Origin of the sequence: Thalassotalea insulae, from assembly GCF_030161395.1 — a bacterium.
Classification (GTDB): Bacteria; Pseudomonadota; Gammaproteobacteria; order Enterobacterales; family Alteromonadaceae; genus Thalassotalea_E; species Thalassotalea_E insulae.
Map to the genome: position 1 here is coordinate 936408 of NZ_BSST01000001.1, position 17563 is coordinate 953970.

The 17563-nt window shown below is 39.8% G+C and carries 12 protein-coding genes; 4 read left to right on the top strand and 8 right to left on the bottom strand.

The annotated features are described in order from the left end of the window. Positions 1-5 precede the first annotated feature (5 nt). The 4 genes from QQK06_RS04365 to prmB all read right to left on the bottom strand — a co-directional run bounded on the left by QQK06_RS04365 (position 6) and on the right by prmB (position 4084). Positions 6-755, bottom strand: coding sequence for a substrate-binding periplasmic protein (locus tag QQK06_RS04365; protein WP_284243392.1), 750 nt, complete (start codon positions 753-755; stop codon positions 6-8). 69 nt (positions 756-824) lie between these two features. Beyond that, on the bottom strand, positions 825-1976 hold the full coding sequence (locus QQK06_RS04370; RefSeq protein ID WP_284243393.1) for an MFS transporter: 1152 nt from the start codon (positions 1974-1976) through the stop codon (positions 825-827). A 72-nt stretch (positions 1977-2048) separates the two neighbouring features. Then, on the bottom strand, positions 2049-3140 hold the full coding sequence (gene aroC, locus QQK06_RS04375; protein WP_284243394.1) for a chorismate synthase: 1092 nt from the start codon (positions 3138-3140) through the stop codon (positions 2049-2051). Between the two features lie 2 nt (positions 3141-3142). Continuing rightward, the gene (gene prmB / locus QQK06_RS04380; RefSeq protein ID WP_284243395.1) at positions 3143-4084 is read right to left on the bottom strand and encodes a 50S ribosomal protein L3 N(5)-glutamine methyltransferase; all 942 of its coding nucleotides are present in this window, start codon (positions 4082-4084) and stop codon (positions 3143-3145) included. Positions 4085-4163: 79 nt separating this feature from the next. Here prmB and smrB point away from each other — a divergent pair, with 79 nt between their 5' ends. Then, positions 4164-4709: an endonuclease SmrB gene (gene smrB / locus QQK06_RS04385; RefSeq protein ID WP_284243396.1), complete on the top strand. Its 546-nt coding sequence runs from the start codon at positions 4164-4166 to the stop codon at positions 4707-4709. 18 nt (positions 4710-4727) lie between these two features. Here smrB and sixA read toward each other — a convergent pair whose 3' ends face one another. Continuing rightward, complete coding sequence (gene sixA / locus QQK06_RS04390) at positions 4728-5195, bottom strand: phosphohistidine phosphatase SixA (RefSeq protein WP_284243397.1); 468 nt, start codon at positions 5193-5195, stop codon at positions 4728-4730. Positions 5196-5368: 173 nt separating this feature from the next. On the opposite strand from sixA, the gene QQK06_RS04395 reads away from it, so the two are divergent. The 3 genes from QQK06_RS04395 to QQK06_RS04405 all read left to right on the top strand — a co-directional run bounded on the left by QQK06_RS04395 (position 5369) and on the right by QQK06_RS04405 (position 13269). Continuing rightward, on the top strand, positions 5369-8158 hold the full coding sequence (locus QQK06_RS04395; RefSeq protein ID WP_284243398.1) for an insulinase family protein: 2790 nt from the start codon (positions 5369-5371) through the stop codon (positions 8156-8158). A gap of 140 nt (positions 8159-8298) precedes the next feature. Next, positions 8299-12822, top strand: coding sequence for an EAL domain-containing protein (locus tag QQK06_RS04400; RefSeq protein WP_284243399.1), 4524 nt, complete (start codon positions 8299-8301; stop codon positions 12820-12822). Positions 12823-12966: 144 nt separating this feature from the next. After that, positions 12967-13269 (top strand): hypothetical protein, encoded by a 303-nt coding sequence (locus QQK06_RS04405; RefSeq protein WP_284243400.1) that lies wholly within the window; start codon positions 12967-12969, stop codon positions 13267-13269. A 201-nt stretch (positions 13270-13470) separates the two neighbouring features. Here the strand turns inward: QQK06_RS04405 and QQK06_RS04410 are convergent, their stop codons facing one another. The 3 genes from QQK06_RS04410 to fadI all read right to left on the bottom strand — a co-directional run bounded on the left by QQK06_RS04410 (position 13471) and on the right by fadI (position 17328). After that, complete coding sequence (locus QQK06_RS04410) at positions 13471-13671, bottom strand: hypothetical protein (protein WP_284243401.1); 201 nt, start codon at positions 13669-13671, stop codon at positions 13471-13473. Between the two features lie 208 nt (positions 13672-13879). After that, complete coding sequence (gene fadJ / locus QQK06_RS04415; RefSeq protein WP_284243402.1) at positions 13880-16024, bottom strand: fatty acid oxidation complex subunit alpha FadJ; 2145 nt, start codon at positions 16022-16024, stop codon at positions 13880-13882. Beyond that, a complete protein-coding gene (gene fadI / locus QQK06_RS04420; RefSeq protein ID WP_284243404.1) occupies positions 16024-17328 on the bottom strand; it encodes an acetyl-CoA C-acyltransferase FadI in 1305 nt (434 codons plus the stop codon). Before fadI ends, fadJ begins: the two co-directional genes overlap by 1 nt. Between the last annotated feature and the right edge of the window lie 235 nt (positions 17329-17563).

Sequence of the window (17563 nt, forward strand, 5' to 3'; positions counted from 1 at the left end):
TGACATCAATTACGTTCGGTCGTAATTGATGTCATGCCACTTGACGGTAAATAAATATACTTTAAATACCCAGAAAAAATACTATCCAAATCCAACCGTTTTATTGCACTATCTAACGATTGTTTTAACGCTTTACCTTGTTCATTATTGCTCACCGCAATACTGGCAGGAACTTGAGCTATTGATTGATAATACACCCCATAGACTCCTTTCTCTGCAAGTAACGTCATCACAGATGCTCGTTCAAACAGCAAAACATCGATCCTACCTTTGATCAACATATCAACCAATTGTTCTAAGGCTCTCACCTCGACAAACATCGATGCGTCAATACCTAATTGTTGAGCCAAAAAAACAGCGTTTCCTGACGTTGTACCAATTCGCTTTTCTTTTATCTGCTCGATACTTAAAAACTGAGGCTGTAATGCAAACAGATCTGACGTCGTCTGAATTTGCCAGTCAAGCTCTAATGCATATTGATAAAAAGAAGGGGTTTCCAAGTTTTTAGGAGTATGACCTGCAATATCGATACGACCATACTTTAGCTCATGTTTAGCGCGGGCATAGGTCATAACCTGCACATCAAACTCAAAATTAGAAATTTCTTCGATGGCATGCAGCATATCAACCGTTAAACCATCACCTTGTTCTGTAATAAACGGCGGGAAAGGTTCAAAAGCGATAGTTATAGCTCTGGTAGCACACTTGCCACAAAACGCAGTAAACAAAAAGCCAATAACTAATAACCACTTCATTGGTCACCATGAATAAAAACAAGGGGTAACTATCCTAACTATATGCAGCAAGCGTTTACTAAGCAAGCCCTACTTTGCTATCGGTGGCTTAATAAAACAAGCGAAACAACCGGCAATAAAACAAGCAATCGCGGCATACTCAAATGCCATTTGCGCCCCAGAGCCATCTTGCCAAACAACGCCTGAACAATAGGCTCCTAACGCACCGCCAATGCCATAGACACCTGCAACATATATTGCCTGGCCGCGATTTTGCTGATTCACCTGAAAGTGCTGCTGCAGGAACTGAATAGATGCGCTATGGTATAAGCCGAAACTCGCCGCATGGATCAGCTGAGCAATTAATAACAGTGTTAAGTTATCTGCAAAATACCCGGTGAGATACCAACGTAGTGCAGTAATTAATAAGCTAAAAACAATCAGTAATCGGGCACCAAACAAGCTATAAAGGTTGCCTGCAATAAAAAATACCGCTATTTCCGCAATGACTCCCAAGCTGATCAGTAAACCAACCGCATAATCAGGATAAGCAAGATCCCGCAAATATAAAGCAAAAAAACTATAATATGGACCAAAACTGATTTGTAGTAACAAACCAGCAATAAAGAATATCACAAAGTTAACAGCTAAAATTTTTGATAGAATAGAACTCGCTTCACCCACCCTAAGCTTTCTTTCTCTTGGCTGCTTAAGTAAATAACTGGAACCGGCCAGCATCAACAACATCAACCAGCCCAAATAGGTAAATGCTTCACTGCTAAAACGCCCTATCACTTCGCCTGCTAAAACGGCCAAGACAATAAAGCCAACACTGCCCCAAAGACGAATACGGGCATAAATTTTCGCATTACGACGAATCGACAACATGGTCATCACTTCAAACTGCGGTAATATCGCCGTCCAAAACAGACTAAAAATTGCCAGTACAAACGTGATTGGCCAATAGCCATCAACCCAAAACAACAAGGTAAAAAATAACAATGCCAACGTAGAACCAAGCTGGATAATAGACAGTTGCTTACCTGACTTATCGGCAACCATGGCCCATAAAGTTGGACCGATAATTTTTGTTGCGGTAAACATTGCCAAAATTTCACCTATTTGCAGCGAGTTAAAGCCTCGGCCATCGAGAAAAACCGGCAAAAAAGGCGTGACTAATCCTAGCAGACTAAAATAACAGAAATAACTAATGGAAAGTTTTTGAAAAAGCGGAGAACTCATTAAGGCGTGTGGCTCTTGATAACATGTTTTTACAGCATCAAAGTTTAACACGCCTTAGGTCAATTAATCACCCTAACGACAAATATCCGGGGTAATGCATTGGACATCTGCATTTTGCGCTCGATGACGCAGGTAGTGATCGACTAACGTAAGTGCCAGCATGGCCTCAGCAATAGGTACTGCACGAATACCTACACAAGGGTCATGGCGACCTTTAGTGATCAAATCTGTTGGCTTACCTTCAATATCTACCGTCTGCCCACTAACGCCGATACTAGACGTTGGTTTTAACGCCATATGAGCAACAATTGACTGACCTGAGGAAATTCCCCCTAAGACACCACCGGCATGATTTGATTTGAAACCATCGGGAGTTAATTCATCTCTATGCTCAGAGCCCTTTTGGTTAACCACTGCGAAACCATCGCCAACTTCAACCCCTTTAACCGCATTAATACTCATTAAACCATGAGCAATATCAGCGTCTAAGCGATCAAAAATCGGTTCACCTAAGCCCACTGGCACATTGTCAGCCACAACAGTTACTCGAGCGCCAATGGAATCTTTTTGCTTAATAATGCCGCGCAATAATTCATCTAACTGTTCAAGCTTAGTTTCATCAGGAAAAAAGAAAGCGTTTTGCTCAACGGCATCCCAGTTATATTGCCCTGCCTGAACATCACCAATTTGAGTCACACATGCCCGGATAGTAATACCGCACTGTGCTTGTAAATATTTTTTTGCAATAGCGCCGGCAGCAACTCGCATTGCAGTTTCCCGCGCCGATGAGCGTCCACCACCACGATAGTCTCTAATACCGTACTTTTGCCAATAGGTATAATCTGCATGTCCTGGACGAAAACTTTGCGCAATATTACCGTAATCTTTTGAGCGCTGATCAGTATTCTCAATCATTAAACCAATCGGAGTACCAGTAGTTTTACCTTCAAAAACACCAGAAAGAATTTTAACCTGATCCGCTTCACGCCGTGCCGTAGTATAACGAGAAGTGCCTGGGCGTCTTCGATCGAGATCGATTTGTAAATCAGCTTCTGATAATTCCAGTCCTGGAGGACAACCGTCTATAATCGCTCCTAAGCCTAAACCATGACTCTCACCAAAAGTAGTGACTGTAAATAATTTACCGAATGTATTGCCCGACATTGTTAACCTTTCACTCGCTGATTAAAAATTGTTTGATATTGCACTAATTGTTGCTTCGTTAGCATAAACACACCATGCCCACCACGCTCAAAGATGAGCCAGTTAAAATCGACTTCCGGATATGCCGCTTCCAGGTGCACCATTGAATTACCCACTTCACAAATTAAGATACCATTCTCCGTAAGATGCTCATTACTTTGTGCCAGAATCTGACGAGTAATATCTAGGCCGTCACTGCCACTTCCTAAGCCCATTTCCGGTTCATGCCGATATTCTTCTGGCAGGCTGTCAACATCTTCCTGATCGACATAAGGTGGATTGGTGACAATTAAATCATATTTTTGTCCTGAAACCCCAGAAAATATATCAGATTGAATTGGAATAACTTGTTCACTAAGTCCATGTTGTTCAATATTTATTTGCGCAACATTGAGAGCATCAACGGATAAGTCAACCGCATCCACTTCAGCTTCAGGGAAATAATGCGCACAGGCAATAGCAATACAGCCACTGCCGGTACATAGATCAAGTATTCGGTCTACCTCTTTGTTTTCCGCTATGATTGGCGCGAAACGTTTTTCAATCCATTCTCCAATCGGTGAACGAGGCACTAAAGTGCGTTCATCAACATAAAACGGCAAGCCGGCAAAATATGCCTGATTCGTAATATAAGCGGCGGGTAACTGTTGCTCTATTCGACGCCTAATAATATCGATTATTTGCTGCTTTTCATCTTGAGTGATCCGGCACGCCATGATCTGCTCTGTCAGCTGTGTTGGTAGCGCTAAAACAAATAACACTAATGTAATGGCTTCATCCCAAGCGTTGTCATGACCATGACCATAAAATAAATCTGCCCGGTTAAATTCACTGGCAGCAAAACGAATAAAATCGCCTACTGTTTGTAATTCTTGATAATTATCTTGATTTTGTTCTGTTGACACGCACAGCACTCCAGATATTTTAAACAACAGTTTTAGGGTTTTGCTTGTTATTCTTGCTCGATGTTTTTAGACTTTATCGATGAAAATTAAAGACACACTTTCAGAGCATGAAAAACAGCTGTTTAAAGACGCCATCGGTAAGGTCAAACCTATGGTGCTCGACACCATACACCCAGTAAAACAAAGCATCAAGCCTAAATCAGCGGCCACAGGGCAAAAAAGTAAAAAACAACAAGCCTATTTTCATTTTTCCGATCAATATGAGCCACTGTTAACTCAACAAGGCCCGATGAAGTACGTCCGTGAGGGGGCCGATAGTTATGCCGCCAAAAATCTGCGCCGGGGCATTTACGCTCCAGATCTAATATTAGATCTACATGGTTTAGACCAAATAAAAGCAAAAGATGAAATTGCGGCACTGCTGTATGCTTGCCAGAAAGAACATGCCCAGTGTGTTTGCATTGTCCATGGATTAGGTAATCGCATTCTTAAAAACAAGGTTCCCCACTGGTTGGTGCAACACCCAGATGTTATTGCATTTCATCAGGCACCGCTGGAATGGGGCGGAGATGGCGCATTATTAGTACTTGTAGATCTACACGATAAGTTTAATTTAAAAGAATAAGCCAATAGCTATAGCGATTTATAACAAATCGTAAGGTGAAACCAAACGCACTAAATCACCAGACATCTTGTCTCTGTCATAATGAATATGAGCAATTGCTGCAGTTTGAAATATTGGTGATGCCTGCCCAGCCGTTAACTCTGACACTAAGTAGCTGACAAACGGCATATGAGAAACCACTAAAACATTACCACTGAGCTGAGTGCCATCAAGATAATCATGAAAACCTTTGGCATTGCCTGATGGGGTAATAAAACTCAGCGTTTCACTAACAATCGTTTCGTGAAAGTGTTGTGCGACGATATTTGCAGTTTGTTGCGCTCGGCAAAACGGACTAACAAATATATGCTCAAAACAAATATCTTGTTGATGCAGCCAATTCGCCATTAATGCCGCTTCTTGCTCACCAAGCTGAGTAAGGGGCCGCTTGGCGTCTGACTGACCACTAGGAACGGCATTTCCGTGGCGCATGACATAAAGTTGCATATAGTTATCGCAGTGGCAAAAAATTAAGAACATTTGATATTTGCCGCTATAGTAAAGGAAACTAGAAGATTGTTATAACATCTGTTAAGAATAAAATGGACTCTTCTTATTCCATAGGGTAATTTAAAGATTGAATACGTCTGATTGTATCTACGATAAACTTGGAGCCAGCGTTGAAACAAAGCCCAAATGATTTCAAGCAATATCAACCATTAACCTTAGATAATGGTTTACGGGTTTTACTGGTCCACAATCAGGAATCAAATAAGTCTGCAGCTGCACTGGCTGTCAATGTCGGACACTTTAGTGACCCGATTGATCGACAAGGGTTGGCACACTTTCTTGAACACATGCTCTTTCTTGGCACAGAAAAGTATCCTGATGGCAGTGAATATCAACAGTTTATCAGTCAATACGGTGGTACTAACAATGCGTGGACCGCCACTGAGCATACCTGCTTCTTTTTTGATATTCATCATTTACATTTTGCTGAAGCGCTCGACCGTTTCAGCCAGTTTTTCATCGCACCTTTATTATCCGAAGAATTTGTAAATAAAGAACGTAAAAATATTGACGCTGAATTTAAGCTAAAACTCAAAGATGACATTCGTCGTTTATATGATGTTCATAAGGAAACTATTAATCCGGCCCACCCATTTGCCAAATTTTCTGTCGGCAATACTGAAACCTTATGTGATAAAGCCGATCGCTGTCTGCGCGATGAAGTTGCGAACTTTTTTACTCTACACTATGTCGCTAAAGCCATGACTTTAGTGATTGAAGGACCACAATCGATAAAAGAGTTAGAAAGTTTAGCGATTATATATTTTTCAGCATTGTCCGCAAAAGAGATCCAAGATACTTTGCCGGAAGTCCCCTTATATCAACCACAGCATCAAAAAGTATCGTTGCAGGTAAAACCGGTAATAAATGATCATCAGCTGATCATCAGTTTTGCCTTGCCGAGCATAGATCAATATTATCGTGAAAAACCTGAGTCGCTGATTTCTTATTTGCTTGGTCATGAAGGACCAAACAGCATTTTATCGTTGCTAAAAAGCAAACATTGGGCACTTGGCTTAACCGCAGGTGCAGGTGTCAACGGTTATAACTTTAAAGATTTCAACATCAGCATACGATTAACTGACATCGGCGAGCAACATGTTGACGATATTATCGATATCGTGTTCGCATATATTTCATTACTCAAACAACAGCCACTCCCCTGCCATTATTATCAAGAGAAAAAAGCATTAGCCCAACTATCATTTCAATATCATGAAAAAATGAAACCGCTAGACTCAGTGTGTCAGTTGGTGATCAATATGCAGCATTATCCACCTGAAGATTATATTTTTGGTGATTATGCGATGGATGGCTGTGATCCAAGTATTATCAGCCAATTACTTAGTAAATTTACTGTTGAAAACATGCGCTATGTTGTCGTCAGTCAAAAAGTTGAAACCAATAAGGTTAGTCGCTGGTATCAAGTACCGTATAAGGTTAGCGCAATTCCTCCGGAAAAAATTAAACGCTGGCAAAAAATTAAAAAGATAACGTCTCTGGCATTACCGCCAGTGAACGATTATATCGACGCTAAGCCTTCCGTACATTCAGCCAATATCGATACCAGTACTCAACAAACTATCCCACATTGTATCACCGAGGAAAGCGGCTTAACGATATGGTTTAAGCAAGACATCACCTTTAAAATTCCAAAAGGCTATATCTATATCGGAATTGACAGTCAGGAAACATTAAAGTCGACTAAGCATATTGCCATGACCAGGTTATTTGTCGATCTTTATACTGATGCTGTAATTGAGCAGCATTATGATGCGGAACTTGCCGGCATTCATTATCACCTCTATGCCCATCAAGGAGGATTAACATTACAGCTTTCTGGCGTCAGCAGTAAACAAGATATGCTGTTAACACAATTACTGACAGAGTTACAAAATTTTGAGTTTGCTGAAAATAAATTTACTTTATTAAAATACCAGTTAATTAATCACTGGAAAAATGCCAATAATAGCAAGTCAATCTCGCAACTATTTTCATCATTAAGTGCCATCATGCAACCGAAAGCGCCTAGCACTGAACACTTAGCAAACGCCTTAACACAAGTTAGTTATGCCGAGTTTGCTAACTTTTGCCAACAAATATTTCAGGCTATATCACTAGAAGTATTACTGCACGGTAACTGGCGACCACAGGATGCTCGTCAAATAGAAGCCATTATTAAACAGGCATTTAAACAGCAATATCATCAGGATAATAAAGTTATCACTGAATCTATTACAATAGAGGGTAAGGGAAATATCAGTGTTCCTCTACATTTACCAGAACACGATTATGCTGCTGTCTTATACTACCCGATGACAGAGCGATCATTAGCAATGATTGCCAAAACCATGATCACCAGTCAAATTTTGTCGCCATTATTTTTTCAAATTATGCGCACAGAACAACAATATGGCTACCTGGTGGGCGTCGGCTATGTGCCGATTAACCGCTACCCCGGACTGGCTTTTTATATTCAATCACCTAAGTATCAAGCTGACCAGCTAGTAGCAGCTATGGATGAATTCATTAATAGTTGTCATAACGCATTGGAACAAATGTCAGAAGAAGACTGGCAACATTTACAGCATGGACTCACCAGTCAGTTACAGGAAAATGATACCAGCCTGAGGATCCGCAGCCAAAGATTTTGGGCCGCTATCTGTAATCAGGAAAAAGATTTCAAACAAAAACAACGACTAATAGATTGCATACTGGCGCTATCTAAAGATGATATCAGCAACTTTATCCTAGAGTCATTGACCAATCTAAATACCGTGCAAGATCGTTTCGAATTAATGTCGATTAAACATCCAAAACAAGGTTCGACCAAGGCGGCAACACAAGTCAATAATAAAAATTTGGCAAATTTCCGACAAACTTGCTCAATAAAAGTGTAAAGCTGCCGATAAGTACTAACAAGAGCTATTTAAATTTCAACTAGTTACCGCTCACATAAGGGATAAGTTGACTTAAGCACGCGCATCCTTTGTAATGGTAACTAACAACAATAATATTCCTTTTCATGCAGGTCGTATTTGTGCAGCCTTTTTTAATCAGAGTTTTGTTTTCACTATTATCTAAGTTGGTCAACTTTCCATTATTACTATTAGGCCTTATTGTATTTAGCACTTCGATAAACGCTGTGCCGATAAATATTGCGAAGGATATTAAAGTCAAACACTTAACTAATAGCGATGGCCTATCTCAAAGCTTTGTCTATGACATGATCGAAGATCCAGAAGGCTTGATTTGGATTGCCACTCAGGATGGTCTTAATATCTATAATGGCAAAGATTTTAAGCATTATCGTAATAATATAAATGACGCTAATTCACTAGCCGATAATATCGTCAGAAAGCTTTATATCGACAGCAAGCATAATATATGGGTCGGCACTCAAAACGGTCTGAGTAAATACAATAGTAAACTGGATAACTTTATTAACTATTACTTTGACGCCAATGATGACAATTCTCTGGCCGACAATGTTATCTGGGACATCTACGAAGACAAAAATAATCAGCTATGGATCAGCACAGAAAAGGGCCTGCATACCTTTGTTCCAGAAAACAATCATTTTAACCGAGTCAAAATTCGCAAGCTCAGCAGCAACTCCATCATCAAACTTAAAGAAGTTAACACTATTTTCCAAGACAATAATAATAAATACTGGCTCGCCAGTTTTGAGCAAGGTTTTATTATCGTCAATCAGGATTTATTACTGGACCTTAATACTCAACAAAAAATTCAACAACAGATTGGTGCAGACACCACTAAAATAAATCAAGTTCAATACCAAGATAAACATTACTGGTTAGCGACAAACAATGGCGTGTATGTTCTCGATGAAAATTATCTGTTAGTTAACAGTTATTTTGTTGATCAACAGCAGCCTATTGAAAGCCGTGGATTGGCCGTATCGAATAACGCTCATGTATGGGTTGCCACAGATAAAGGGTTAAGGTCTGTTAACCCATTAGAAAACAAAAACCAAGCCCATAACTACGCCAATATAGTCTCGGATGATGATAGCCAACTGACTTTTTCATTGTTGCAAGACTCGGTTAATAAACTGTGGATCGGTACCAGTAATGGTTTATTTACTTATGAGCCAACCTCTAACTTAATCCATCACAGCAAAGAAATTACAAATACCCCATTAGAATATGTCAACTCATTAACATTTTTTAATCAAAAATTATGGTTAGCCAGTGATTCACGGTTAATCGCTGTTGATAGCAATGAGCAGGTGAGCGAAAGTCACCTACAACTTGAGCACAATATTTTTTATATAATCCCCTACCAAAACTCTCTGTTATTATTTTCAGATGATAATAAACTGCACTCTTATAATCCTGTAAGCAAGGTACTGTCTGAATATAAGAACTGGGATCAGAGTTCTATCTTGCATACTTCGAAACGAATATATTTAACCAAAGACACGCTATGGTTTATCAACAATAACAAACAACTGAGCTCTTACGATTTAACGAGTGAAACACTGCAGCCAATTACTAGTAAATACCAATACTCGAGCCTTTACCTAACCAACAATCAGGTATTTTTAACTTCGACAGAAAACACCATAGTTTCATATGACATTGACCGTAAGAGTTTTTTGACTCTTTATACTAATAACCACACCAATTTTCAGATTAGTAATGCCACCACAATAAAGCTATCAAAGAAATTTTTTGCCTTAGGTTCAGACTCTCAAGGGCTATTATTAATCAATAGGCACGGTAAAAGTGCCCAGCTATTCAATGAAAGCAATTTACTCGCGAATAATTTTATCAGCGATATTGTTATTGATAATGAAGAGAATTTTTGGCTTAGCACCAACAAAGGTATTAGCGTTATTTATAAAAATGGCAGTCAAATCAGAAATTTTTACCATAATTTTTTTCTAGAAAACAATGAGTTTTTATTTCAAAGTTCGACTATAGCTAATAATACCATCTACTTAGGCAACATTGATGGTTTTCACTATTTCTCACCAGATACACTACTATCATCAAAACAACAATTACAAAAACCGTTGTTAACCGCATTATTAGTTGCCAATAAAGAAGTCAAAATTTCTTCTGAAAATCGTCCGCAGCAGCTAACCTTAAGCGAACAAATCAACAGTATTGACGAAATTACGCTTAGCTATTTCCATTCACCATTTAGCCTAGAATTTGTTTCTCCTAATGCCAAACTGCCGAGTCAAGTGGGCTATCGCTATAAACTTAAGGGCCTAGATGCCAACTGGATAGAAACCGATCAACATAACTTACGGGCGACTTATACCAATTTAAGCTCAGGTAATTATCAATTTGAAGTACAAGCCTATGATCTTTTTACCCCAAGCATCACTAAATCCAAGTCAATTAACATCAAAATCTTGCCCCCCTGGTGGCTATCTAACAGCGCAATTTTAATTTACGCCTTAGCTGGACTACTGATACTAGCCTATCTACTACAACAGTTTCGTCATAAGCGCTTATATCATTTGCAAATAAAAGCTAGTGAAGAAAGACTCAAGCTTTCCCTTTGGGGCAGCGGTGATGAGATGTGGGACTGGAACATTAAACAAAATAAAATCTACCGCTCTAATATTTGGGGTATTTTGGAGTTTCCACAAGATGGTCAACGTAATCTCGGTAACAGCGGAGATAATGAGACCAATGTCAATAAAGCGGATATCCGCCGAATCACCCAAGCATTAAAAGAGCATTTTGACGAAAAAACCGAACATTTTGAAATAACTTACCGGGTAAAAGATAAGAATAATCAATGGATCTGGATCTTAGATCGCGGCAAAGTAGTTGAACGTGATGACCGTAACAAGCCTGTGCGCATGACAGGCACACTAAAAGATATTAGTCAGATCAAAAAAGCCGATGAACGACTGAAACTATTTGCCAAATGTATCGAAAACATCTCTGATGCGGTCGTGATATATGACCGAGGCTTTAACATAGTAGACGTTAACCAGTCATTCCAACGTATTACGGGTAAAAACAAACAACAAATGCTCGGCACAGTACTTAACTTTAGCCGCTACCCAGACGCTTTCACCGTAGATGTTAAAAAACACCTGCTAACCAAAGGTAGTTGGCATGGTGAGATTGAGAGTAAACGGGAAAACGGTGAAGTTTATCTGACAGATTTAAATATCGATATTATCCGGGACGATAACAAAAGCATTTCACATTTTGTCGGTGTTTTTTCAGATATTACTAAACGTAAAGAAACTGAAGCAGAGTTGAGAAAACTGGCCAATACCGATACCTTAACCGGCTTACCTAACCGCTCCTATTTCCAGGCGCATCAAACTCGGCTGGTTAATAAAAAAATCCCTCATGCCCTATTGGTATTTGACCTTGATAACTTTAAAAAGGTCAATGACTCTATGGGTCACGAAGTAGGCGATATTTTATTATGTAAAGTGGCAGAGCGCTTACGCTCAGTCGGCAGAAAGCACGATACCATTTATCGCCTTGGCGGAGATGAATTCAGTTTAATCGTCGAAGAGACTAATGATATTCACACCATAACCACTATCGCGAAAACCGTGCTAAAAACGATCGCCCAACCGTTAAAGTTAAAAAGTCAGGAAATTGTACTTTATTCCAGTATTGGCATTGTTTTATACCCAGAAGATGGCATTACTCCGCACGACCTACTAAAAAATGCCGATACTGCTATGTATCATGCTAAACATGCAGGCGGAAACCAGTATCAATTCTTTAATGGTTCGATGAATAAACAAGCGGTGAAACGCTTACAAATTGAAAGCTTGATCCGCCACGGATTAAAAGAAGATTATTTTTCCGTGTTCTACCAACCCAAAATTGAAATATCAACCGGTAAAATTGCCGGTATGGAAGCATTAGTTCGCTTTGAAACACCGTCAAAAGGTATTATCAGCCCGGTAGTTTTTATTCCGGTATCTGAAGAAACCGGACAAATTATCGATATAGGAGAAATTGTCCTGCGTAAAGCCTGTTATGCCACTAAAGAATGGATCGACGCCGGACTATTTGATGGTCGTATCGCGGTCAATTTATCGGCAATACAATTTACTCAACCGAACTTGGTTGGCATGATCAAAGATATTCTCACAGAGACCAAGCTACCTGCCCAACATTTGGAATTGGAAATTACCGAAGGTACAGTGATGGACTCACCGCAAAAAGCAATCGAAACCATGTTACAGATTCGTGCGTTAGGGATTCATTTATCTTTAGATGATTTTGGCACCGGCTATTCATCATTAGCCTATTTAAAGAAATTCCCACTTAACACCTTAAAAATTGATAAAGCGTTTGTTGATGATATTGAAACCTCTGAACAAGGTCGAAACATGGTCGCCACCATAGTGACCATTGCTCATAACCTTGGTTTACAAGTCGTTGCCGAAGGGGTAGAAAGCAACCAGCAACTGAGTTTTCTTTCTGGTTTACGCTGTGAACAACTGCAAGGCTACCTCTATAGTAAGCCGTTACCACAAGAGGATTTCAGACGTTATCTACTGTCTCACCAGATCACCGACAAATCTACGTCGTTTAACTAATTAACCAAACCCCTCTTCCTGACAAGTATTTGACACTGTAAAAAAATTAACTACAGCCCTTAAATTTTAAGGGCTGTAGTTTTGGCACAAATATAGCTAAGTATTGGTTGCTCTAATTAACCAATAACAACAAAAGGAAAAACAATGCTTAGCTCACTTATTTTATCTTTAGTCATGAATGTTTCACCAGCTGCAAACGCTGAGGTAACTAGTTTAGATATTGAACAAGCATCAAAGCGTGGCCTTAGAATCAGCCAAGGTGTTGAATTAGAAAAAACATCAAAACGTGGTCTTAGAATCAGCCAAGGTGTTGAATTAGAAAAAGCATCAAAACGTGGTCTAAGAATCAGCCAAGGTGTTGAATTAGAAAAAGCATCGAAACGTGGTCTTAGAATCAGCCAAGGTGTTGAATTAGAAAAAGCATCAAAACGTGGTCTAAGAATCTAGGAGCTAATGATGATCAAATTATTAAAATCTATTTTTAGAACTGCACCGAAAGAAAATGAAATTGCCGCTAAAATTGAAATTAAAGAAATGCCTGCGAAATCTTTGTGGTCATAAGCACAGGTGCTCGCTAATAAAATTTAACAATTAATCGCTACATGGATGTTAGCGGCTATATTATCAAAGAATAATTTAATGTATCAATCAAGCGCGAAACATTAAATAATCAAAACCAAACAATTGATTAACCTTCATTCGCTTCTTCATACAAAACATCGGCCACACTAACGGACCAAAGCATAATCCCGCAAATGCCCAGCGCTTACGACCTAAACCATTAGATAACGCCTGACAATAAAAAAACAACGAGCAAAGACACGCTAACAACAGTACAAGCAACAGCATAATACTTAAACCAGACAGAATAAATTTAATGGCGCGCAATATAAATGAATTAGAGCTTTTATTCAACAGTTTTAGAGTAAATATTCAACATCATTTAACTTGATATTAGCAGATAAAAAAAGAGGCAAACTATTGCCTCTTTTTTCTCATCAACTTGCCACTGGTAAGGCCAGCATTTGCCTTACTATCACTAATAAATTAACCCGGTTTAATCATAAAAGCGCTGGCCTTGCTCTGCCATATCAATTAATTTCTGGCACGGAGCAAATCGTTCATCAACTTCATGTTTCCATTGATTTAATCTCGCGACAATATGCTCAGCGCCAACTTGGTCAATATACCTAAATGGTCCACCTAAAAACGGCGGGAAGCCAATGCCAAAGATAGCGCCAATATCCCCATCCCTAGCATTACGAATAATGCCTTCATCTAAACATCGCACTGCTTCATTTAGCATCATGTATACACAGCGTAAGCTAATATCTTCAGCCGATAACTTTTCTGCCTTAGAAATACCAAGCAGCTGATAAACTGTTTCATCCACCTGCTTTTTCTTAGTGTTATACAAATAAAAGCCTTTTTTCGCTTTTTTACCTAACCGACCATCATCAATAAGTTTATTAAATGCCGCCGGTGGTGCAAAGCGCTCTCCTAACTCTGCTTGTAAAATAGGGCCTATCTTTGCGCCAATATCAATACCCACTTCATCAAGTAATTGCATTGGCCCGACAGGAAAGCCAAACTTGACTAAGGTTTTATCTATTTTCTCAACTGGCTCACCCGATAACAGTAATACAGCAGCTTCATTCATATAAGGCGCTAGAATACGATTAACATAAAAGCCCGCTTTATCTTTAACAACAATCGGCGTTTTTCCTTGTTTCTTCGCTAAAGCAACCGTTGTCGATATCGTCTGATCTGATGTTTTTTCGTGAGCAATGATCTCAGCAAGCGGCATTTTATCTACCGGAGAAAAATAATGCAGACCAATAACATTTTCAGGCCGCTGAGCCTTTTCCGCTATTTTACCAATTGGTAAACTGGAAGTATTACTGGCAAATATTGTTTGCTCGCTGCAATTTTCTTCAATATCCGCCACCATTTGCTGTTTTAGTGCTAAATCTTCAAATACTGCCTCAATAACAACATCTGTATTTTTAAAGCCGGAATAATCCAGCGTTCCTGTGATCATCGACATTTGCTTTTGCATTTCACTTTTTTTGATAAAGCGACGTTTCACTTTTTTATTGAGTAAATCAAAACTGTATTTTAATGCGTGATGAATACCTTGATGAGCAATATCTTTGATTCGCACTGAAACACCAGCTTTAGTAGCACTAACAAAAGCAATACCGCCCCCCATCAAGCCACCACCAAGCACAGCAACATTATTCACTGGCGCCGGTTCAACACCTTCAATGCCCTGCTCTTTCTTCATATCCGTGGTGGCAAAAAATATCTGGCGTAATTCTTTTGACACAGGTGTCATCACCAAATGACCAAAATGATCCGCTTCTAACTGATAACCTTTAGCTGGCGATTGCTCAACACCTGTTCTGACACAGTCAATAATTTTTAGCGGCGCGGGATAATTTCCCTTAGTTTTCGAAAGTACGGTTTTACACGCCTGAGTAAATACCAACTTACGACCAAAACTATTATTTTCTAATAGCTTACCTAACAAATTTAATTTCACTTTTGGATAACGAGGGGTTCCGCCTGTTACCTTACCCGATAGAATAAGTTTTTCCGCGACCTCAATTAATACACTTTCAGGCACAACCTCATGTACTAAACCTGCCTTAAGCGCTTGTTTGGCGCGAAGCTGTTTACCGGTAAGCATCATATCTAGTGCTTTTTGAATTCCTACTAATTTTGGTAATCGCTGCGTACCACCACTACCAGGTAACAAGCCAAGCTGAACTTCGGGTAAGCCTAATGCGGTTTTAGCATTGTCACTACAAACCCGCGCATGACAAGCCATAGCCAGCTCCAGTCCGCCTCCTAAACAAGCCCCATTAATCGCAGCAACCACAGGAATTGCTAAATTTTCCAGCTGAGCAAAAATCATTTGCCCTTGCCTAGATAATGCTGTTGCTTCTTCAGCACTTTGGCAACTTGCCAGCATATTAATGTCAGCACCGGCGACAAAAGAGTCTTTTTTACCACTGATTAAAACTACGCCACGTAAACTGCTATCTTGCTTAATATCACTAAGTACCTGAGCAATTTCCTCAGCAAACTCAGCTTTTAAGGTGTTCATAGTTTCGCCAGCAACATCCATAATTAAGTGTGCTATGTCATTTTCCTGACGCACTAAGGTAAATGTATTTTGTGATTGAACATTAGCCATTAGTCAGTCTCCACTATCATTGCTGCGCCTAATCCACCAGCTGCACAGGCAGTTGTTAAACCAATACCACCGCCACGGCGTTTTAATTCATTAAGTGTTTGCACAATTAATCGTGTGCCAGTCGCTGCAAATGGATGGCCATAAGCCAACGAACCGCCCATGACATTAAATTTATCCATATCGATTTCACCAATTGCCTTATCGCGACCTAAGTTTTCTTTGGCAAACTTATCACTCGCAAACATCTTCATATTCGCTAATGCCTGAGCAGCAAATGCTTCATGCATTTCAATTAAATCCAAGTCTTTCAATTCTAAACCCGCGCGTTTTAATGCTAATGGTGTCGCGTAACTTGGCCCCATTAACATATCTTGCCAAACGTCGATAGCGGCAAAGCCATAACTACGAATATAACCTAATGGTTGATAACCTAATTCTTTCGCTCGACCTTCCCGCATAATCAATACCGCTGACGCACCATCGGTTAACGCGGTACTATTGGCTGCAGTCACTGTGCCGTGTTTGCGATCAAATACCGGGCGCAGTTTCTCATAGCCCGCTAATTCTGAATTTTCACGAATACAGTTATCTTTATCGATAAATGACTTATAAGGTTCAACATGTGCTGCCATCACCTCGTCAGCTAATTTTCCTTGCTGCCACGACTGAGTAGCTAAAGTATGAGAGCGGTGCGCTAGCTCATCCTGTGCCTGACGACTAATGCCATGAGTTTTTGCCATCTGCTCAGCCGTTTGTCCCATAGATAAGCCCGTAGAATATTCAGCAACCGCAGGAGGTACTGGTAATATATCTTTAAACTTTAAGCCTTTTATCAGCGACAGTTTTTGACCGAATGTTTTCGCTTTACTTAAATCCAATAAAGTGCGGGCAAACTTTTTCGACACCCCTATTGGCGCCACGGAAGAAGAGTCGGCACCACCAGCAACACCAACATCGATAAAGCCTGCCATAATCGACTCTGCAATATTTACAGTCGATTGAAAACTGGTTGCACAAGCACGCGATACACTATACGCATCGGTATGAACATTCATACCTGTGCCAAGCACAATTTCACGGGCTATATTGGGCGCTTCTGGCATTTGCACCACCTGACCAAAAACCAGTTGCTGAACAATTGCTGGATCAACATCATGCTTTTTCAGCAACTCGTTAACCACTAGCTTGCCTAAATCGACCGCCGGTACCCCATGAAACGCCGTAGCCTGTTTCGCAAAAGGCGTACGCAGGCCAGCAACAATAGCAATACGTTCGCCACTTGCTGTGTGTAATTTATTGGTCATTACTTATCCTTATTGGTCATTATAATTACCCAACAAAGAGGTCAGACCTCTTTGTTTTTTTCCTCATTCTACCGTGTAAAACAGATAATTCAACTTAATCGACAGTTTCTCTGTCCGCTTTGTGTTATTAGTAACGGCATTATTTCGCAAGCAATCGTTAAACTTTACTACAAATAATCTTTAGCCCTTGCATTTAAAAACTTGAACCATATATAAATGCATAGGTCGAAACCCT